General features: G+C 59.6%; 21 protein-coding genes. 8 read left to right on the top strand and 13 right to left on the bottom strand.

The annotated features are described in order from the left end of the window. Positions 1-22: 22 nt before the first annotated feature. The 3 genes from AC19YY_RS00645 to AC19YY_RS00635 are packed head-to-tail and all read left to right on the top strand — an operon-like array spanning position 23 to position 1,907. Positions 23-394, top strand: coding sequence for a septal ring lytic transglycosylase RlpA family protein (locus AC19YY_RS00645; protein ID WP_169950915.1), 372 nt, complete (start codon positions 23-25; stop codon positions 392-394). 59 nt (positions 395-453) lie between these two features. Beyond that, a complete protein-coding gene (locus tag AC19YY_RS00640; protein ID WP_492634730.1) occupies positions 454-1,503 on the top strand; it encodes a calcium/sodium antiporter in 1,050 nt (349 codons plus the stop codon). Then, positions 1,500-1,907 carry a carboxymuconolactone decarboxylase family protein gene (locus AC19YY_RS00635; protein ID WP_170041738.1) on the top strand — a complete coding sequence of 136 codons (408 nt, stop codon included), beginning with the start codon at positions 1,500-1,502 and terminating at the stop codon, positions 1,905-1,907. The genes AC19YY_RS00640 and AC19YY_RS00635 overlap by 4 nt, the downstream gene beginning before the upstream one ends. 43 nt (positions 1,908-1,950) lie before the next feature. Here AC19YY_RS00635 and AC19YY_RS00630 read toward each other — a convergent pair whose 3' ends face one another. Then, a complete protein-coding gene (locus AC19YY_RS00630) occupies positions 1,951-2,892 on the bottom strand; it encodes an AEC family transporter (RefSeq protein WP_169950919.1) in 942 nt (313 codons plus the stop codon). 274 nt (positions 2,893-3,166) lie between these two features. Here AC19YY_RS00630 and AC19YY_RS00625 point away from each other — a divergent pair, with 274 nt between their 5' ends. Genes AC19YY_RS00625 through AC19YY_RS00615 form a run of 3 tightly spaced genes read left to right on the top strand, consistent with a single transcriptional unit; the run spans position 3,167 to position 5,358 of the window. Beyond that, a complete protein-coding gene (locus AC19YY_RS00625; protein WP_500603758.1) occupies positions 3,167-3,766 on the top strand; it encodes a GNAT family N-acetyltransferase in 600 nt (199 codons plus the stop codon). 27 nt (positions 3,767-3,793) lie between these two features. Then, a complete protein-coding gene (locus tag AC19YY_RS00620) occupies positions 3,794-4,657 on the top strand; it encodes a 1-acyl-sn-glycerol-3-phosphate acyltransferase (RefSeq protein WP_172312123.1) in 864 nt (287 codons plus the stop codon). Then, positions 4,654-5,358, top strand: a complete 705-nt coding sequence (locus AC19YY_RS00615; RefSeq protein ID WP_500603757.1) for an HAD family hydrolase — start codon at positions 4,654-4,656, stop codon at positions 5,356-5,358. The genes AC19YY_RS00620 and AC19YY_RS00615 overlap by 4 nt, the downstream gene beginning before the upstream one ends. Before the next feature lie 6 nt (positions 5,359-5,364). On the opposite strand, the gene garD is transcribed toward AC19YY_RS00615, so the two are convergent. The 4 genes from garD to kdgD all read right to left on the bottom strand — a co-directional run bounded on the left by garD (position 5,365) and on the right by kdgD (position 10,813). Next, on the bottom strand, positions 5,365-6,918 hold the full coding sequence (gene garD / locus AC19YY_RS00610; RefSeq protein WP_170041735.1) for a galactarate dehydratase: 1,554 nt from the start codon (positions 6,916-6,918) through the stop codon (positions 5,365-5,367). 12 nt (positions 6,919-6,930) lie between these two features. Further along, positions 6,931-8,295, bottom strand: a complete 1,365-nt coding sequence (locus AC19YY_RS00605) for an MFS transporter (RefSeq protein ID WP_169950930.1) — start codon at positions 8,293-8,295, stop codon at positions 6,931-6,933. Between the two features lie 106 nt (positions 8,296-8,401). Beyond that, the gene (locus tag AC19YY_RS00600) at positions 8,402-9,847 is read right to left on the bottom strand and encodes an aldehyde dehydrogenase family protein (RefSeq protein ID WP_170056728.1); all 1,446 of its coding nucleotides are present in this window, start codon (positions 9,845-9,847) and stop codon (positions 8,402-8,404) included. A gap of 54 nt (positions 9,848-9,901) precedes the next feature. Then, positions 9,902-10,813, bottom strand: coding sequence for a 5-dehydro-4-deoxyglucarate dehydratase (gene kdgD / locus AC19YY_RS00595; RefSeq protein WP_029291893.1), 912 nt, complete (start codon positions 10,811-10,813; stop codon positions 9,902-9,904). Positions 10,814-11,040: 227 nt separating this feature from the next. On the opposite strand from kdgD, the gene AC19YY_RS00590 reads away from it, so the two are divergent. Both AC19YY_RS00590 and AC19YY_RS00585 read left to right on the top strand, forming a co-directional pair. Further along, the gene (locus AC19YY_RS00590) at positions 11,041-12,198 is read left to right on the top strand and encodes a phospholipase (RefSeq protein ID WP_500603756.1); all 1,158 of its coding nucleotides are present in this window, start codon (positions 11,041-11,043) and stop codon (positions 12,196-12,198) included. 192 nt (positions 12,199-12,390) lie between these two features. Next, positions 12,391-12,588, top strand: coding sequence for a hypothetical protein (locus AC19YY_RS00585; RefSeq protein WP_169950937.1), 198 nt, complete (start codon positions 12,391-12,393; stop codon positions 12,586-12,588). Positions 12,589-12,612: 24 nt separating this feature from the next. Here AC19YY_RS00585 and AC19YY_RS00580 read toward each other — a convergent pair whose 3' ends face one another. The 8 genes from AC19YY_RS00580 to rplM form a co-directional block, all read right to left on the bottom strand. Further along, a complete protein-coding gene (locus AC19YY_RS00580) occupies positions 12,613-13,362 on the bottom strand; it encodes a FadR/GntR family transcriptional regulator (RefSeq protein ID WP_169950939.1) in 750 nt (249 codons plus the stop codon). Positions 13,363-13,520: 158 nt separating this feature from the next. After that, entirely contained in the window at positions 13,521-13,934 is a 414-nt protein-coding gene (locus AC19YY_RS00575; protein ID WP_057438071.1) for a ClpXP protease specificity-enhancing factor, read from the bottom strand. Positions 13,935-13,951: 17 nt separating this feature from the next. Beyond that, positions 13,952-14,569, bottom strand: coding sequence for a glutathione S-transferase N-terminal domain-containing protein (locus AC19YY_RS00570; protein ID WP_027604841.1), 618 nt, complete (start codon positions 14,567-14,569; stop codon positions 13,952-13,954). 150 nt (positions 14,570-14,719) lie between these two features. Then, positions 14,720-15,499 (bottom strand): cytochrome c1, encoded by a 780-nt coding sequence (locus AC19YY_RS00565; RefSeq protein WP_169950943.1) that lies wholly within the window; start codon positions 15,497-15,499, stop codon positions 14,720-14,722. Further along, the gene (locus AC19YY_RS00560; protein WP_500603755.1) at positions 15,499-16,710 is read right to left on the bottom strand and encodes a cytochrome b; all 1,212 of its coding nucleotides are present in this window, start codon (positions 16,708-16,710) and stop codon (positions 15,499-15,501) included. The genes AC19YY_RS00565 and AC19YY_RS00560 overlap by 1 nt, the downstream gene beginning before the upstream one ends. Then, a complete protein-coding gene (petA, locus tag AC19YY_RS00555) occupies positions 16,710-17,303 on the bottom strand; it encodes a ubiquinol-cytochrome c reductase iron-sulfur subunit (protein WP_038443372.1) in 594 nt (197 codons plus the stop codon). Before petA ends, AC19YY_RS00560 begins: the two co-directional genes overlap by 1 nt. A gap of 267 nt (positions 17,304-17,570) precedes the next feature. Continuing rightward, positions 17,571-17,963, bottom strand: coding sequence for a 30S ribosomal protein S9 (gene rpsI, locus AC19YY_RS00550; protein WP_003171743.1), 393 nt, complete (start codon positions 17,961-17,963; stop codon positions 17,571-17,573). Positions 17,964-17,977: 14 nt separating this feature from the next. Next, positions 17,978-18,406: a 50S ribosomal protein L13 gene (rplM, locus tag AC19YY_RS00545; RefSeq protein ID WP_029291908.1), complete on the bottom strand. Its 429-nt coding sequence runs from the start codon at positions 18,404-18,406 to the stop codon at positions 17,978-17,980. Positions 18,407-18,496: the final 90 nt, after the last annotated feature.

The following is an 18,496-nucleotide window of genomic DNA, read 5'->3' as shown; positions in this document are numbered from 1 at the left end:
CAATTTTGGGGACACCTTGAAAATGAAGCGTCTACTCGGCCTCTGCGCCCTGTTTTCACTGCTTACCGGCTGCGCCAGTGGCCTGATCGATCCCAACGGTTATGACGAAACCGGCACAGCGTCCTACTACGGCGCCAAGCACCACGGCAAAAAAACCGCCAGCGGTGAACCCTTCAACCAACACGCCATGACCGCCGCCCACCGGCGCCTGCCATTCGGCACGCGGGTGCAGGTCACCAACCTGGCCAACGACAAATCCGTGGTGGTGCGCATCAATGATCGCGGCCCACACACCCGTGGCCGGCTGATCGATCTTTCACGCCAGGCCGCCGAGCAGTTGGGTATGCTGCGCAGCGGAACCGCGCGCGTGCGCGTGCAAGCCCTGAACAACTGACTGACGGAGCCCTGGCCATTTTCGGATTAAGCGCCCTCTCGCCCCTGAGCCTGATTGAACTGATCAGCGGCCTATTGCTGCTGATTGCCGGCGCCGAGATGCTGGTACGCGCCGCCGTGCGCCTGGCCGCCAGCCTCAAGGTCAGGCCGCTGATCATTGGCTTGAGCATCGTGGCCTTTGGCAGCAGCGCGCCGCAAATCGCCGTCAGCCTGCAGGCCACCCTGGCCGGCAATACCGATATTGCCGTGGGCAGCGTGATCGGCAGCAGCATCTTCAATATCCTCGTGACCCTGGGCCTTTCAGCGCTGATCATTCCCCTGCGCGTGTCGCGGCAACTGGTGCGCCTGGACATCCCGGTGATGATCGGCGCCAGCCTGCTGCTGTTCATCCTCGCCAGCGATGAGGCCCTGACTCCGCTCGACGGCCTGACCTTACTGGCAGCCCTGCTCGCCTACCTCGCGCTGTTGCTGTACCAGACCCGCCATTCGCGCCGCCCGCGGACCCGCGACACGGTAGTGCAAGCGCCGTGGCTGAGCAGTTTGCTGTGGATGATCGGCGGGCTCGCGCTGTTGGTATTCGCCGGGCATCTGCTGCTGGGGGCGGCCGTGGAAGTGGCCAGCGACCTGGGCCTGTCCGAACGGGTGATCGGCCTGACCATCGTTGCCGTCAGCACCTCTCTGCCGTGCCTCGCCACGTCCCTGATCGCCGCCCTGCGCGGCGAACGGGAGATTGCGGTGGGTAACGTGATCGGCAGTAACCTGTTCAACCTGTTGGGGGTACTGGGCTTTACCGCGCTGGTGGCGCCGTCGCCCTTGTCGGTATCGCCCAATGCCCTGGACTTCGACCTGCCGGTGATGCTCGGCGTGGTGGTGTTGTGCTTGCCAGTGTTTTACACCGGCTACCGCATTACCCGCGCCGAAGGCTTGCTGCTGCTGGGGCTGTACCTGGCGTATGGGCTGCACGTGGTGTCGTTCACCACCGGCATGCCGCTGGCCAATAAACTCGAACAACTGATGCTGTACTACGTCCTGCCAGCGCTGGTGGCTTTCCTGTTGTTCACTTCGCTGCGGGCCTGGCGCCGCCAACACCACAAGAGGGAGTCGCAATGACCGATCAACCGAAATCCGGCGAGCAAATGCGTCGCCAGGTCATGGGCGACGTATTTGTCGACCGCGCCTTGGGCAATGCCACCGAGTTCACCCAGCCGTTGCAGGACTTCGTCAACGAACATGCCTGGGGCGGGGTGTGGAACCGTGAAGGCCTGCCGCTGAAGACCCGCAGCCTGATCACCCTCGCGGCATTGACCGCCTTGAAGTGCCCGCAGGAGCTCAAGGGCCATGTGCGCGGCGCGCTGAACAATGGCTGTACTGTCGAAGAAATTCGCGAGGCGTTGCTGCATTGCGCGGTGTATGCCGGTGTGCCGGCGGCGATTGATGCGTTTCGGGCGGCGCAGGAAGTGATTGAGACGTATCAGCCAGCTCCCACAATTAGTGGTGAACACCCCCAAGTGTAGGAGCGGGCTTGCCCGCGATAGGCCCTAAAAAACACCACTCATTTCAGATCCAGCCACCGGCCTGCAACACAAAGATCCCGATATTGGTGGTCACTGCCGCCATCAGGGTAGTGATCACAATGATCGCCGCCGCCAACTCATGGTTGCCCTGGGCCGCACGGGCCATGACAAAGCTGGCGGCGGCCGTCGGCGCGCCAAAATACAAAAACAGAATCCCCAGCTCCGGTCCCCGGAAGCCATACAGCCAGGCCCCGACGGTGGCCACGAGCGGCAAACCGATCATTTTCACCAGGCTGGCACTCAACGCCATGTTGCCACTTTGGCGCAAGGCCGCCAGGGACAGAGTGCCCCCAATGCAGATCAATGCCAGGGGCAGGGTCATGTCGGCCAGGTACCTCCCGGAGGTTTCCAGCCAACTGGGCAGGCCGATCTGGAAATAGGCGAACGGCGTGGCGGCAATCACACTGAGGATCAGCGGGTTGGCCAGTACGCTCTTGCAGATGCTCCACGGGTCCGACTTGATCACCGGGCTGTACACCGCCAGCACAATGGTCGACAGGGTGTTGTAGAACAGGATCACCAGCCCCGCGAGGATCGCCCCCAGGGAAATCCCGTAGTCGCCGTACATGCTGGCCGCCAGTGCCAGGCCGATCACCCCGTTGTTCCCGCGAAACGCGCCCTGGGCATAAATGCCCCGGTCTTCCCGCGGGCAACGGAAAATCGCCCAGCCCCAGGCCAGGGCGAAGCTGGCGACCGTGGCCACGGCAAAATAGATCAGCAGTTCTGGCTTGAGCGCCGAATGCAGGTCGGCGTGCAATATCCCCAGAAACAGCAACGCTGGCATGGTGACGTTGAACACCAGGGCTGACGCGGTGTGGATAAAATTGTCGTTGATCCAGTTGATGCGCTTGAGCAGCACCCCCAGGAACAGCATGGCAAACACCGGCGCAGTGATGGTGAGCGTCGCAAGGAAAATGGCGAGCATGCTAAGTCCTGTTTTCAGGGAATCGTCATGATAAAGCAGTGGGCTGCACTGTTGATATTGGATTTCGAAACATAAACACGAACTAAAAAAGTCCAGAATTGGGAACTGTGGCTACTTCGTAGGAGGTAATCCCACTATCCCGGCCGGGGTTCACCCGTCCCACAAAGCACTGCACAAGCTCCCACGCACTAACGAGAATCCACACCTCCGCTTCAGTAACGCCGCCCCTGAAAATCCCCCTCCTGTAACAACTGAATAACTCCAGGGGGGCCCCATGCGTAGATCCGTCAACCATTTACACAATGTGCATATCAGAAGCTGGGACGATGAGGACATTGCGGGTTACACCGAACTACTCAGTGACCCCGAGGCGATGAAATTCATTTCCGCCGGCACCACCCGGGACATGACCGCCGCCGCCAACGAAATCGCCACCTTCAAAAAAGAAATTACCGACCAAAACTGGTCACGCTGGGCGGTGAGCATTGGCCTGCAAGGCCCTTTTATCGGTTATGCCGGGTTCGCGCAAAAAGAATACGGCATCAACTTCGGCAACCGTTTCCTCAAGAAATACTGGGGAACGCCCTACCCCTTTATTGCCATCCACCTGGCACTTGAATACGGCTTTGAGCACCTGGGGTTCGAGCAGATCTACACCCTGACCAATATCCGGCACCACCGCGCACTGGAAATGAACCGGGCGTTTTTGCACGCGCCACAACTGGCCGGGCAAGTGATTGAAACCCCTTACGGCCCCCACGTGAAGATTGATCTTACCCGCGAACGGTTCAGGGAAATCAGCCCTGCCAACCTAGCGCGCATCGACCGGTTTTCGCGCCGGATGAAAACCGCCGAACACACCAAGCTGGCCTGACCAAAACCATCACTGAGCAACATCCCCGTGAAAAACATTCTGCCTCCACCCGACCCCCTTCACTCAGTAGCGGGCCTGTGCACCCGGGAAACCTGGGCCTACCGCTGCTTGCGACGCCAGGTCTACCTGCCGTTTGGTTGCGTATTGGCGGGCCTGCGCCTGCTGTCGATGGTCGTGGTGAGCCTGCTCGCCTGGCCGCTTCCGTTGGCTGCCAGGCCCATGATGTATCGAGGGCTCCTGTGGATAATGGGCATTCGCATCCGTTGCAGCCATTCATCGCGGCAAATCGCCCTGATCACCGACGGCTGCGTAGTGGCCGCCAATCACGTCAGCGTGATTGATCCATTCGCCATCCTCGCGATGCCAGGCGCGACACTCGTGGCGGCCAGTGGCTACAACCGCTTTATCACCTTCACCGCCTTCCTGTTGCTCAAATGCTCGGGCGGACAGTTCTGGAACGGTGCCGATAAGAAGGCATTCTCCCGTAACCTGCATAAACTGCGCACCAACCCGCAAGGCACCGCCCTCTACACCACTCCCGAAGCGACCATTAACAACGGCCGGGGTTTGTATCGCTTTCGCGCGGGGCTGCTGAGCCGCGGCTTGCCCGTCGTGCCCCTGGCCGGGCGCCTGATTCTGCCCTTCGGCCTGGTCGCCAGCCCACTGCATGCCTCTGGCCTGGCAAGTTTCCTGCGCTTGCTGACGATGCCCTGGATGATCTGTGAAATGAGCTACCTGGAACGCTGCGAACGCCAGGAGCAGCAAAGCGGCCAGGCCTTTGCAGACCAAATCCAGGCCCGCATCGCCCAACACCTGGGCATTGCGGCCACCCCGTGGACCCGCGAAGACAAACACCGCTATCGCCAGCTCGATGCGCAGGCACGCCCATGACCGCAACCGGCACTACCCATGTGATTTTCGACTTTGACCAGACCCTGGTGAACCACGAAAGCACCCTTGCGATCATCCAGTCGGCGATTGGCGACAGCCCCGCTGGGCAAGCCATGCTGGAGCAACTGCAACTGATCGCGTCCAAGGCGTTGGCCGGTCGCGCCAGTGCCTGGGAACTGCTGTCCTTGATCAAGGTTATCCCGCGCATCCGCCGCCAGCATATCCAGCGCTACGTCGACACGGTCATTGGCAGCCTCGACCCGGCCCTGATGCTGACCCTGCACAACCTACAGCGCGAGGGCGTGCAGGTGCATATCCTGTCTGGCGGCTACACCGAATGGATCGCCCCGATTGCCCGCTCGCTGGATATCGACACCCGCAACGTGCTCGCCAACCGCCTGTTCTGGGCCGGTTCGCGGGCCCTGTGCCCCCGGCCTTCGCCGCTGATCAACCCCGGTACCGGCAAAAGCCGGATCGTGCGACGGTGGCGCGAAAGCGGCAGGCTCAAGAGCCGGGCGCTGATCGTCGGCGATGCCCGCTCAGACCACCAGGTGTATGTCGATGGCTGGGTCGACGGTTTTGTGTGTGCGGACTACTACACCCGCCACCCCATGCCCGAGATGAGCGGGCACATCCTTCGCGCGGCCAGCCCGCAGCAGGTCTACCCCCATCTGCAGGCCTTGATCGGCGCCCTGTCCTGACCTGGGCTAGGTGATCGGCGCCGGATTGAACAAGGTGATGTCATTGTGCAGCTTATGTTGCTCGGCCCAGGTCTGCTTTTTGCCGCTGGCCACATCCAGGTAGAAATGGAACAACTCCCAGCCCAGTTCCTCGATGGTCGCACGCCCGGTGGCGATCCGTCCGGCATCGATATCGATCAGGTCCGGCCAGCGCTGGGCCAATTCCGTACGGGTCGAAACCTTCACCACTGGCGCCATCGCCAACCCGTAGGGCGTGCCGCGGCCGGTGGTGAATACATGCAGGTTCATCCCCGCCGCCAGTTGCAAGGTGCCGCAGACAAAATCACTGGCCGGGGTCGCACAAAAGATCAGGCCTTTGCCCTTGAAGCGCTCGCCCGGCCCCAGCACGCCATTGATCGCGCTGCTGCCGGACTTGACGATAGACCCCAGGGACTTCTCGACAATGTTCGACAGGCCGCCCTTCTTGTTGCCCGGCGTGGTGTTGGCGCTGCGATCGGCCTCGCCCTTGGCCAGGTAGCGGTCGTACCAGTCCATTTCCCGCACCAGTTCCCGCGCGACCTCCTGGGTTTCGGCGCGGGAGGTCAGCAGGTAAATGGCATCGCGCACTTCAGTCACTTCGGAAAACATCACCGTCGCCCCGGCCCGCAGCAACAGGTCCGACGCGTAGCCCAGCGCCGGGTTGGCGGTGATCCCGGAAAACGCGTCGCTGCCGCCGCATTGCATGCCCAGGATCAGCTCCGAGGCCGGTACGGTTTCCCGCCGGCGCAGGTCGAGTTTCTTCAACCGGGTTTCGGCCAGTTCCATGATTTGCTCGATCATTTCGCTGAACCCATGGCTTGCGTCCTGCAAGCGGTACAGCCACGGTTCGCTGAGGTCCACCGAGCTGTCGTTGTCGTGCATCACCTGCCCGGCTTGCAGCTTTTCGCAGCCCAGGCTGATCACCAGGGCTTCGCCCCCCAGGTTCGGGTTGCGCGCCAGGTTGCGCACGGTGCGGATCGGGATATAGGCGTCGGTGGCGGTAATGGCCACGCCGCAACCATAGCTGTGGGTCAGTGCCACCACGTCATCGACATTCGGGTATTTGGGCAGCAACTCGTCCTTGATGCGCTTGACGGCATGGTCCAGCACGCCGGTCACACACTGCACGGTCGTGGTGATGCCGAGGATGTTGCGCGTGCCCACGGTGCCATCGGCATTGCGATAGCCCTCGAAGGTGAAACCTTCCAATGGCGCCTGGGCCTCGGGCACTTCGGTGGACAGCGGCAGGCTGTCCAGCGGCGGTGCGGTGGGCATGCGCAGTTGATCCTCCTGGACCCAACTGCCGCGTGGTATCGGTTGCAAGGCGTAACCGATGGTCTGGCCATAGCGAATGATCTGACCACCTTGTGGGATATCTTCCAGGGTCACCTTATGGCTCTGGGGGATGAACTCCACGGTCACCAGGCCATCCGGGAACTCGGTGCCGGCTGGCACACCCTGGTCATTGACCACGATTACTACGTTGTCGCGCTCGTGCAACCGAATGGAGCGCGGCGAGTCGGCATGTTCAATCAACTGCATCACACGGCCCCTTCAGGATTGCGCTTGGGAAAGGTTAGTCAATTCAGGGCCTTTGCTCGGTGGCTCGTTGAGCACCACGCGCTTGATCGGGCCGACGATCACCAGGTAGCTGAATACTGCCACCAGCGCATTGGCGCCGACGAACACCAGGGCCCACTTGAACGAACCGGTGGTGCTGATGATGTAGCCGATCACGATAGGCGTGGTGATGGAAGCCAGGTTGCCGAAGGTATTGAACAAGCCGCCGCTGAGGCCAGCGATTTGTTTGGGCGAGGTGTCAGACACCACCGCCCAACCCAGTGCGCCAACGCCTTTACCGAAGAAGGCCAGAGCCATGAAGCCCACGATCATCCACTCCACATCCACATAGTTGCAGGCAATGATGCTGCTGGAGACCAGCAAACCGGCAATGATCGGCGCCTTGCGTGCGAAGGTCAGGGAGTGGCCCTTGCGCAGCAGGTAGTCGGAAATCACCCCGCCCAGCACGCCGCCGATAAAACCGCAGATCGCCGGCAGCGAAGCGATGAAGCCGGCCTTGAGGATGGTCATGCCGCGGTCCTGCACCAGGTACACCGGGAACCAGGTAAGGAAGAAGTAGGTAATGCCGTTGATGCAGTACTGGCCCAGGTACACGCCGAGCATCATGCGGTTGGTCAGTAACTGGCGGATGTAATCCCACTTCGGCCCGTCGGTTTTCTTACCCTTGGCCTTGTCCTGGTCCATATCGACCATCGCCCCATTGGCGGCAATGTGCTTGAACTCAGCCTCATTGATCAGCGGGTGCTCGCGCGGGCTGTAGATCACTTTCAGCCAGATCAGCGAGAACACGATGCCAATCACGCCCATCACGATAAATACGTGCTGCCAGCCGAAGCTGTAGACGATCCACCCCATCAACGGGGCAAACAACACAGTGGCGAAGTACTGCGCCGAGTTGAAGATCGCCGAAGCCGTGCCGCGCTCGGCGGTTGGGAACCAGGCCGCGACTATGCGCGCATTGCCGGGAAAGGATGGCGCTTCGGCCAGGCCGACCAGAAAGCGCAGCATAAACAGCGCAACCACGGCGGTGGAGACGCCGAACTCACCGACATAGCCTTGCAGCACGGTGAACAGCGACCAGGTGAAGATGCTCAAGGCATAGACTTTTTTCGAGCCGAAACGATCGAGCAGCCAGCCGCCGGGAATTTGCCCGGCCACGTAGGCCCAACCGAAAGCAGAGAAGATGTAACCGAGGGTGACGGCGTCGATGCCGAGGTCTTTTTGCAGGCTGGAACCTGCGATGGCGATGGTGGCACGGTCGGCGTAGTTGATCGTGGTCACCAGGAACAGCATGAGCAAGATCAAATAACGGACGTGCGTCGGCTTGGTCGCTTGCATGTAGATGTACTCCCACTAATTATTTTTTTTGCGGGTAATTGTCGTGTTGGTGCTGCGCACTGCTTTTTTGTGGGAGCAGGCAAGCCTGCTCTCACATGTATTGCGTTTACGAACCGATGTAGCTGGTTTTCACCACGGTGTAGAACTCCTGCGCATAGCGACCTTGCTCACGCGACCCGTAGGATGAACCCTTGCGACCCCCGAAGGGAACGTGATAATCCACGCCCGCCGTCGGCAGGTTGACCATCACCATCCCGGCCTGGGAGTGGCGCTTGAAGTGGTTGGCGTACTTGAGCGAGGTGGTGGCAATGCCTGCCGACAGCCCGAACTCGGTGTCGTTGGCCATGGCCAGTGCTGCCTCGTAGTCCGCCACGCGCACCACATTGGCCACCGGGCCGAAGATTTCTTCACGGCTGATGCGCATAGCGGCTTCGCTGTCGGCAAACAGAGTCGGCGCGAGGAAGTAGCCTTGGGTGTCACACGTCACCAGGCCACCACCGCTGACCAGCCGCGCGCCTTCGCCCTGGCCGATGTCGATGTACTTCAGGTCCTGGTCCAATTGGGCCTGGGACACCACCGGGCCAATGTCGGTCCCGGCATGCAGGGCATGGCCAACCTTGATCGACTGCATGCGCTCAGCCACTGCGGCGACGAATTGGTCATGAATCCCGGCGGTCACGATAAAGCGACTGGATGCCGTGCAGCGCTGGCCGGTGGAGTAGAACGCGCTCTGTACCGACAACTCGACAGCCTGCTTGAGGTCGGCATCGTCGAGAATGATCTGCGGGTTCTTGCCACCCATTTCCAACTGCACCTTGGCCTGGCGCGAAACGCAACTGACCGCGATCTGCCGGCCCACGCCCACGGAACCGGTGAAGCTGATGCCGTCGACCTTCGGGCTATGGACCAGCGCATCGCCCACTACCCGGCCGCTGCCCATCACCAGGTTGAACACACCACTGGGAAAGCCTGCACGGGAGATGATTTCGGCCAGGGCCCAGGCACAGCCGGGCACCAGGTCTGCCGGCTTGAGCACCACGCAGTTGCCGTAGGCCAGGGCCGGGGCGATTTTCCAGGCGGGGATCGCAATCGGAAAGTTCCACGGGGTGATCAGGCCCACCACGCCCAGGGCTTCGCGCGTGACCTCGACGTTGACCCCCGGGCGTACAGACGGCAGGTAGTCACCGGACAGGCGCAAGCACTCGCCGGCAAAGAATTTAAAGATATTACCGGCACGGGTCACTTCGCCGATGGCTTCCGGCAGGGTCTTGCCCTCTTCGCGGGCCAGCAGCGTACCGAGCTCTTCGCGGCGCGCGAGGATCTCGCTGCCGACTTTATCCAGGGCGTCATGCCGGGCCTGGATACCGGAGGTCGACCATGCCGGGAACGCCGCGCGGGCGGCGTCGATAGCGGCGTGGACCTGAGCCACGTCGGCTTTGGCGAAATCGCCGATGACATCCGACAGATCCGACGGGTTGATATTGCTTGAGTAGTCAGCACCGGCCACCCACTGGCCACCGATGTAGTTGTCAAAACGCTTGGCTTGGGACACGCATCTTCTCCTTACGCAAAAAGCCGCTGATCACTCAGCGGCTTTATTAATGGGTTACTGCGCGCCTTGCTTGTCGATCAGCGCGGCCAGGGCTTCGTATTCTTCTGGCAACAGATCGGTGAGCGGGGTGCGCACCGGGCCTGCGTCATAGCCGGCGATTTTTGCGCCCGCCTTGACGATGCTTACGGCGTAGCCGGCCTTGCGGTTACGGATGTCCAGGTAAGGCAGGAAGAAGTCGTCGATGATCTTGTCGACGGTGGCGTGATCCTCCCGGGCAATCGCGTGGTAGAAGTCCATTGCGGTCTTAGGAATGAAGTTGAAGACCGCCGAGGAGTACACCGGCACGCCGAGGGCCTTGTAGGCAGCGGCGTAAACCTCTGCGGTCGGCAACCCGCCCAGGTAGCTGAAACGATCACCGAGGCGACGGCGGATCGACACCATCAGCTCGATATCGCCCAGGCCATCCTTATAGCCAATCAGGTTCGGGCAACGTTCGGCCAGGCGCTCAAGCAGCGGCGCGGTCAGGCGGCAGACGTTGCGGTTGTAGACCACCACGCCGATTTTTACCGACTTGCACACGGCTTCGACGTGGGCGGCAACCCCGTCCTGGCTGGCTTCGGTCAGGTAGTGCGGTAACAGCAGCAGACCCTTGGCCCCCAAGCGCTCGGCTTCCTGGGCGTACTCGATGGCCTGGCGAGTAGAGCCGCCAACACCGGCGAGGATCGGCACGCTGGTGGCGCAGGTATCCACTGCGGTTTTCACCACTTGGGAATATTCACTGGCCGCCAGGGAGAAAAACTCACCGGTGCCGCCCGCTGCGAACAAGGCTGTGGCGCCGTAAGGGGCCAGCCACTCCAGGCGTTTGATATAGCCTGCCTGGTTGAAATCGCCCTGGGCATTGAAATCGGTCACCGGAAAAGACAGCAGACCGTGGGAGAGGATGGACTTCAGTTCTTGTGGATTCATTATTCGAACACCCTGGGTAAAGACTATCGATGAACAGTTGTTGTTAATGTTGTACGTCATCGTACAACTATAAAATCATCCGTCAATGTTATTTCGTCGGCTTGCCAGGGTTTTGCGGTCGGTTATTGAGAGCGCCTTGACGTAGGAAATTATTCCTCTATGCTTGTGACAGCTGTATATACATACAGCTATCAAGGAAGATTCATACGACATAGCAAGGAGCTAACATGTCAGAACTAAAGTCGATCAACACCGAAAACCCTATCCCCGCCCTACGCTTCGAAGGCGGCGAGCACACCGCCATTGGCGACGAGACCCTGCTGCGTTTTGTCCCGGGCAAGCCAGCAATTGCTGGGGCAAAAGTCCAACTGCACCTGCCCAACGGCCTGGCCCTGACCTATGGCCAGATCATTGCCCTGGGCGGCGATTTCTACGGGATTCCCGGCCAGCCCATCAGTGACGGTGCGTCACCCACCGAGCGTGTGCAGCGTTTCATCGCCGCGTTTAACTCGCTGGCGACTTTGCCGGCGTCACGGGAGGAAGCGGGCAAAATCCTCGCAGTCATGCAAAAAGAGATCAACGCAGTGAAGCAGGCCATACAGGATGGCAAGCAACCCCATGAGGCCTACGACGCACTAGGAGATACGTTGTCCGAAGAGTGGAACCGCATCACTGGCGGTGGCAGCGTGGTTTCAGCCATGGTTCCCCTGGGGCGCTACCTGAAGCTGGCGGCCGATAATGCCGACCATTTCGGCGAATGGGCGCTGTCTGCCTACCTAGCCGGGCATACCGCCGCCCTGCAACAAGCGGTCGTGGCCCACCAAAGCGGCAGTGGCCAGCAATTGGAACTGGCTTACGCCATGAACAGCTTTGCTGATCACTTCTTGACCGACCTGTTTTCCGCAGGGCACCTGCGCGTCCCACGCAAACAACTGGCGGCCGTGGTGACACCGGGTGAACTGGGGTCGTTGATCAGCCGCTTTATGCACGATGAAGACAGCAAGTTCGGGCTCAATGTACGCAATGCCCTGGGCGATGAGTGGCATGCCTATGGCGACAAACGCTATTTCGATAGCAATGACGCCGCCAACCGCACCCAGGTCAAGCGTGCGGTGCAGTCTTCGGCCGATGAGATCTTCGACGCGTACATCAGCGGTATCGCGCCCTCCCCGGCCACGTTCAAGGCACCGCTGCACGTGCCGGACCTGAATGCGGCGAACAACCCGGCGAACAACTTTTCGCCACTGTTCAAGGCTGAGGGCGACAAGGTGTTGCGGCGCAAGGACGTCAACAACCTGAACGACAAGCACTGGACCAATGATTGGTGGGGGTGGAGTACGTATCTGTTGCTTAAGGATTACAAGCCGAACAAGCCGCAGCCTTGAGGTAGCCATAGTTCCCCTGTGGGCGGATGACTCGTACACAGGGGACCGTTCGTCGTCACTGTGAATTCTGACAGTATCGGCGACCGGCTCGCTGCCCCTAGATTGGGTGCGACCGCCGGGTTACCTCAGCACATGCAGCAGGTGCAGTCACCTTGGAGGCCCTTTACTCATCCACAACCAGTGAGGCACACCATGGCTACCGAAAAAAAATGCACATTTAAATCCAAATCCAATAATTCCAAGGCATCGACGCAGAACATCGATCCTGTGGACCTACCCAATATTGGTGACACCATTCAACTTGATGGTGACCCGCCGGCCCTGGTCCTGGGCAAGAACTTCCATATCAACAATGGTGAAGTTACCCAAATCGACTTTTTCTTGGCGTGACATGCCTTCCTGGCAGGCATCGAATTATCCGCGCTGCGCCTGCGCCTCTTCATGAGCCTGGCGCAGCCGCTCTCGACTATTAGTCAAATGCAATCTCATCGCCGCCCGCGCCGCATCCGAATCCTGGCGGGCAATCGCCTCATAAATCTCTTCGTGCTCACGGCTCAGGCGGCTCATGTAGTGCTGCTGGTCGTCATGGGCCAGGCGCGCTGAGTTCAGGCGGGTGCGCGGGATAATGCTGGTGCCCAGGTGGGTCATGATGTCGGTGAAGTAGCGGTTGCCGGTGGACAAGGCAATCTGCAGATGGAACTGGAAGTCCGAGGCCACTGCATCGCTGGCGTGCGCCGCACTTTCATTCAACGCATCGAGGGCTGCGCGCATTGCTGCCAGCTGTTCGTCATTGCGACGCTGGGCCGCGAGGCCGGCGGACTCTACTTCCAGGCTGATGCGCAACTCGAGGATCGCCAGTACATCACGCAGCGTGACCACGGTCGCCGGATCAATGCGAAACCCGCTGGGGCTCGGCGTATCCAGCACAAAGGTGCCGATGCCATGCCGGGTTTCCACCTGCCCAGCTGCCTGCAGCCGCGAGATTGCCTCGCGCACCACCGTGCGGCTGACCCCATGGGCTTCCATGATCGCTGACTCGGTGGGCAGCTTGTCGCCACGCTTGAGCTGACCATCGCGGATCTGCTCGGACAACACCGTGACCAGTTCCTGGGCAAGGCTACGGCGCTTGCGGGGAAGACGCGGGGCTGTGCTGGGGTTTTCCATGGGCAGGCAACTATCTCGATGATTCAAAGGGGCATCATAGCCCAAGCGGGTTGTACGATCACCGCTCTGGATGATTTGCCCAAAGCTTATCGCGCGCAAAAAAATGCCCCAGCCTAAGCCGGGGCACTTTCAACACATACCCGCAGGCGCATGTTTTGTCACTTCACCACTTTCAAGCTCGGCCGGCCGCTAGGGCGCGGTGGCTCGGAATCTGGTGGCGGCAGATCATCTTCAATTTCAATCGCTTCGTCGTCTTCAAGGGACGACTCCAGATCAAACACCATGCCCTGGCCATTTTCCCGGGCATAAATCCCCAGGATCGCGCCGATGGGCACATAGAGCGTATGGGGTACCCCACCAAAACGCCCTTCAAAGCTGACCGCTTCATTGTCCATGTGCAGTTGGCGTACGGCACTGGGCGAAACGTTCAGGACAATCTGTCCGTCACTGGCAAAACCTTGTGGTACCTGCACCGCAGGAAACTCGGAATTGACCAGCATGTGCGGGGTGCAATCGTTGTCCACAATCCACTCGTAGAGCGCGCGGACCAGGTAAGGTCGACTGGAGTTCATCAACGGCTCCTTAAGCCTTAGCGCATATCACGTTCGACGCCAGACAGACTTGCCTGGAAAGCCTCACGCGCAAACTGGCGCTCCATGTAATCAAGCAGCGGCTTGGCAGGCCGCGGCAGTTCAATGCCCAGAATCGGCAAACGCCAGAGTATGGGTAATAGGCAGCAATCCACCAGGCTTTGTTCCTCACTGAGGAAAAAAGGTTTGTCGGCGAACAGCGGCGAAACCCCGGTCAGGCTCTCGCGCAATTCCTTGCGCGCCTGCACACGGGCAGCTTCTTTGCTGCGTGTATCCAGAATCAGATCCACCAGCCCGCACCAGTCACGCTGGATCCGATGGATCAGCAGGCGGCTGTTGGCACGCGCCACCGGATACACCGGCAGCAAAGGTGGATGGGGGTAACGCTCATCCAGATATTCCATCACCACGGTTGACTCCCACAACGCCAGGTCACGATCGACCAGGGTGGGCAAGCTGCCGTAAGGGTTCACTTCGATCAGTTTCGGCGGATGACGACCCACCTCCACACTGATGATCTCGGCGCTGACACCCTTCTCTGCGAGTACGATGCGTACTCGGTGGGAATAGTGGTCGGCGGGGTCGGAGTAACAGGCCAACCGGTTGGTCACGCCCATGGCGGTCCTCCTCGCTTGTTGAAATTATCGAAAGCTCAAAAACGAGCGCGCCCAGAAAGCATCTCTCGTAACACCTGGATCAACCAGAGCGTTACCCGTTCAGAGACGTCGCTGGGCGCGCAAGATTAACAGCAATTGCCTAAGGTTGGATCAATGCACATCCTTCCAGTATTCACGCTTGAGCAAATAAGCGAATACGAAGAAGAAAGCCAGGTACAGCAACACATAGGTACCGATGCGTTGATGCTCCAGTTTGACCGGGTTGGCGGAGTACGCCAGGAAGGTCACCAGGTTCTTGACCTTCTCGTCGAACTGCTCCTCGTTCAGCGCACCGCTCTTGGGCACGATGGTCAGTTGATCACAGGCCTCATGGGTCAACGGCGTGCCGGTCAGCGGGTCATATTGCTTCTTGCCGTTTTCCACGACTTGAACCTGCTTGCATCCTACCACCTGGCGCCCTTGCAGGCCGACCAGCACGTTAGGCATACCGACGTTCGGGAAGACCTTGTTGTTCACGCCCCAGGGACGTGTAGGGTCTTCGTAGAACGATTTCAGGTAGCCGTACAGCCAGTCGGTGCCACGTACGCGCGCTACCAGGGTCAGGTCGGGCGGCGCAGCCCCGAACCAGGCCTTGGCGTCGGCCGGTTGCATGCCGATGTTCATGTGGTCGCCAATCTTGGCACCGGTGAACACCAGGTTCTTGAGCATCAGCTCATGGGGGATACCCAGGTCATCGGCAACCCGCTCGTAACGCTGGAACTTGGCACTGTGGCAGCCCATGCAGTAGTTGGCGAACGTACGGGCGCCGTCTTGCATGGCGGCCTTGTCAGAAACGTCGATGTCGACTTTTTCCAGCTCTGCGCCGTGCTCGGCCGCGAAGGCCAATACCGGCAGGGCAGCAAGAATCAATGCAGCAAATAATTTTTTCATCAGCCAGTCACCCTTTCCGGAACCGGTTTTGTCTTCTCGAGCCGGGTGTAGAACGGCATCAGAATGAAGTAGGCGAAGTACAGGAAGGTGCAGACCTGCGACAGCAACGTGCGCTCTGGGGTCGGCGCCAGTACGCCCAACACACCCAGGATCACGAACGAAATGCAGAACACCCACAGCCAGATCTTGCTCAGCCAACCCTTGTAGCGCATGGACTTGACCGGGCTACGGTCGAGCCATGGCAACACGAACAGCACGGCGATGGCCGCACCCATGGCGATCACGCCCATGAGCTTGTCGGGGATTGCCCGCAAAATGGCGTAGAACGGCGTGAAGTACCAGACCGGGGCAATGTGTTCCGGGGTCTTGAATGCGTTGGCCTGTTCGAAGTTCGGCTTTTCGAGGAAATAGCCGCCCATTTCCGGGAAGAAGAACACAATCGAGCAGAACACGAACAGGAACACCACTACGCCGACGATATCTTTCACGGTGTAGTAAGGGTGGAATGGAATGCCGTCCAGCGGAATGCCGTTCTCGTCCTTGTGCTTCTTGATATCCACGCCGTCCGGGTTGTTCGAACCCACTTCGTGCAGCGCCAGGATGTGCAGCACCACCAGGCCGAGAATCACGATCGGCAAGGCCACCACATGCAGGGCAAAGAAGCGGTTCAGGGTAATCCCGGAGATCAGGTAGTCACCACGGATCCACTGCGTCAGGTCGTTACCGATGACCGGGATCGCACCAAACAGCGAGATGATCACCTGGGCGCCCCAGTAGGACATCTGGCCCCACGGCAGCAGGTAGCCCATGAAGGCCTCTGCCATCAGCGCCAGGTAAATCAGCATGCCGAACACCCATACCAACTCACGCGGCTTCTGGTACGAGCCGTAGAGCAAGCCACGGAACATGTGCAGATAGACCACGATAAAGAACGCCGAAGCGCCGGTGGAGTGCAGCAGGCGCAGGATCGAGCCGTACTCGACGTCGCGCATGATGTATTCGACGGAGGCAAACGCTTCTTCCGCCGACGGGGTGTAGCTCATGGTCAGCCAGACACCGGTAACGATCTGGCTGACCAGTACCAGCAATGCCAGGGAACCAAAGAAGTAGAAGAAGTTGAAGTTCTTCGGCGCGTAATACTTGCTGAGATGGTCTTCCCACATTTTGGTAGCGGGGAAGCGCGCATCCACCCAATCCATGAACTTGCTCATTACGCGCTCTCCTTATCGACACCAATGACAATAACGTCGTCAGATTCGTAGTTGTGCGGCGGAACCGGCAGGTTCAACGGAGCAGGCTGGGACTTGTAGACGCGACCGGCCAGGTCGTAGTGGGAACCGTGGCAAGGGCAGAAATAGCCACCGACCCAGTCCTTGCCCAGGTCCACTGGCGCGACTTCCGGGCGGAAGGTCGGCGAGCAACCCAGGTGTGTGCAAAGACCGACCAGCAACAGAATCTCTGGCTTGATCGAACGCACTTCGTTTTGGGCGTAGGCGGGTTGGTCGGAATTCTTGGACTCGGGGTCAGACAACTGGCCCTCGATCTTCTTCAGATTCCCCAGGATTTCCTCGGTACGACGAACGATGAATACTGGCTGGCCGCGCCATTCAGCAATCATCTGCTGGCCTGGCTCGATCTTGCTGACATTCACCTTCACCGGTGCACCTGCGGCTTTCGCCTTGGCACTGGGAAACCATGACCCCACGAACGGGACCGCAGCCCCCACCGCTCCTGCAGCACCCACCACGGATGTGGCTGCTACCAAGAAGCGACGCCGGCCTGCATTCACGCCGTCATTGCTCATTCAGTCCTCTCCCATCAGCTTTTTGGCCTGTTAAATCAGGCGTCTACTAAGTATTAAATCTGAACTTATAAAAATTTTGCCGAATGGTAATGAAAAGCCCCACCTCTGACAAGGTAATTACCCGCAGCCTAGCTTCCAAGCCTTGTAGTATAGGGGGTCTACGGATGTGGCAAGTTGTCACACAGAAAAAACCCGCATAAAACGCGGGCAATAAAAAACGCCCAGCTCCGTGAGGAGGCTGGGCGTTTTTGTGGAACGTAAAGCGAATTAACGCTTCGAGTACTGCGGACGCTTACGCGCTTTACGCAGACCGACTTTCTTACGTTCAACTTCACGGGCATCGCGAGTCACGAAGCCAGCTTTGCGCAGAGCGCCGCGCAGGGTTTCGTCGTACTGCATCAGAGCGCGAGTGATACCGTGGCGGATTGCGCCAGCTTGACCACTTACACCGCCACCGATAACGGTGACGTAGATGTCGAACTTTTCAACGGTCTCGGTCAGTTCCAGCGGCTGACGAACTACCATGCGGGCAGTTTCGCGGCCGAAGAAGTTGTCCAGAGTGCGGTTGTTGATCGAGATGTTACCAGTGCCCGGACGCAGGAAAACGCGTGCGGTTGCGGTTTTGCGACGGCCAGTGCCGTAATTTTGAGTCGCCGACATAATGAACTATTCCGTTAAAACTTCAGTTCTTGGGGCTGCTGAGCAGCATGAGGGTGAGCAGCGCCCGCATAGACTTTCAGCTTGCGATACATGTCGCGACCCAGTGGGCCCTTCGGCAGCATACCTTTAACCGCGATCTCGATCGGGGCTTCAGGCTTCTTGGCAATCAGGCCTTCGAAGTTCGAAGACTTGATACCGCCTGGGAAACCGGAGTGACGGTAGTACATTTTGTCGCTTGCTTTGTTGCCGGTTACACGAACCTGCTCAGCGTTGATGATCACGATGTAGTCACCGGTATCGACGTGAGGGGTGTACTCAGGCTTGTGCTTGCCACGCAGACGGCTGGCGACTTCAGTGGCCAGACGACCCAGGGTCTGACCAGCGGCGTCGACGACAAACCAGTCGCGCTGAACTGTTTCCGGTTTTGCAGTAAAAGTTGTCATTCTTTAATAGCCTCAGGGGCCGCCCTGTAAATTAGACGGCGGATCTTACTGAATAGTGCGTACTTTGACAAGTCAAAGGCAGCCGGATAC

Source organism: Pseudomonas sp. MF09156, from assembly GCF_059862305.1.
Note: the sequence above shows the minus strand (reverse complement) of the source record. Positions and strands in the feature narration are given on the sequence as shown.